The organism is Pseudoduganella sp. OTU4001, assembly GCF_038440195.1.
Taxonomy (GTDB): Bacteria; Pseudomonadota; Gammaproteobacteria; order Burkholderiales; family Burkholderiaceae_D; genus Rugamonas.
Genome location: NZ_JASATG010000077.1, coordinates 1 through 463, shown reverse-complemented (window position 1 = coordinate 463; position 463 = coordinate 1). Strand labels below are relative to the sequence as shown.

Annotated in this window: 1 protein-coding gene; it reads left to right on the top strand. The window is 46.9% G+C overall.

The window, feature by feature from the left end:
- On the top strand, positions 1-408 hold a 408-nt coding region (locus AAHE99_RS26695; protein WP_342120990.1), incomplete at its 5' end, for a hypothetical protein.
- Between the last annotated feature and the right edge of the window lie 55 nt (positions 409-463).

Sequence of the window (463 nt, the reverse complement as noted above, 5' to 3'; positions counted from 1 at the left end):
GCCCTACTAAATGCTGGTGCAAGTGCGTGCAGCTGTCAGTTCACTCCGCTGGCTCAGCGCGTCAACGAGGCAGACGAGATTTTCTTCGCGACCCTTCAGCGTGCTGAAATCAAGCCAGGAGATTATCCTGAAAAATGGTCGTACATTGAAGGCACTTTTCAGAGCCGCAATGTGTTAAAGGGGGCTGTCAGCACCAAGGAAATTGTGCTCTCAACCGGAACGGGAAATAGTGGCTGTAACGTTCCTATGTTTGTATCAGCAAAATATATCATCTTCAAAAAGAAAGCCCAGCAGAGCATTGAAGCCTGTAGTGGTTCTAGCGTTATAGAAGATTTTCAGGAAGATGAAATCGCGGCTAAGATTAAAGCTGAAATCAAACGTAAAAGCGCCAAGTCTGAAAAAAAATAGCCGACGAAGTCCTTGCCGATGTTTTCAGTTTAAGGCGAACGTCCGAGATGGGGCG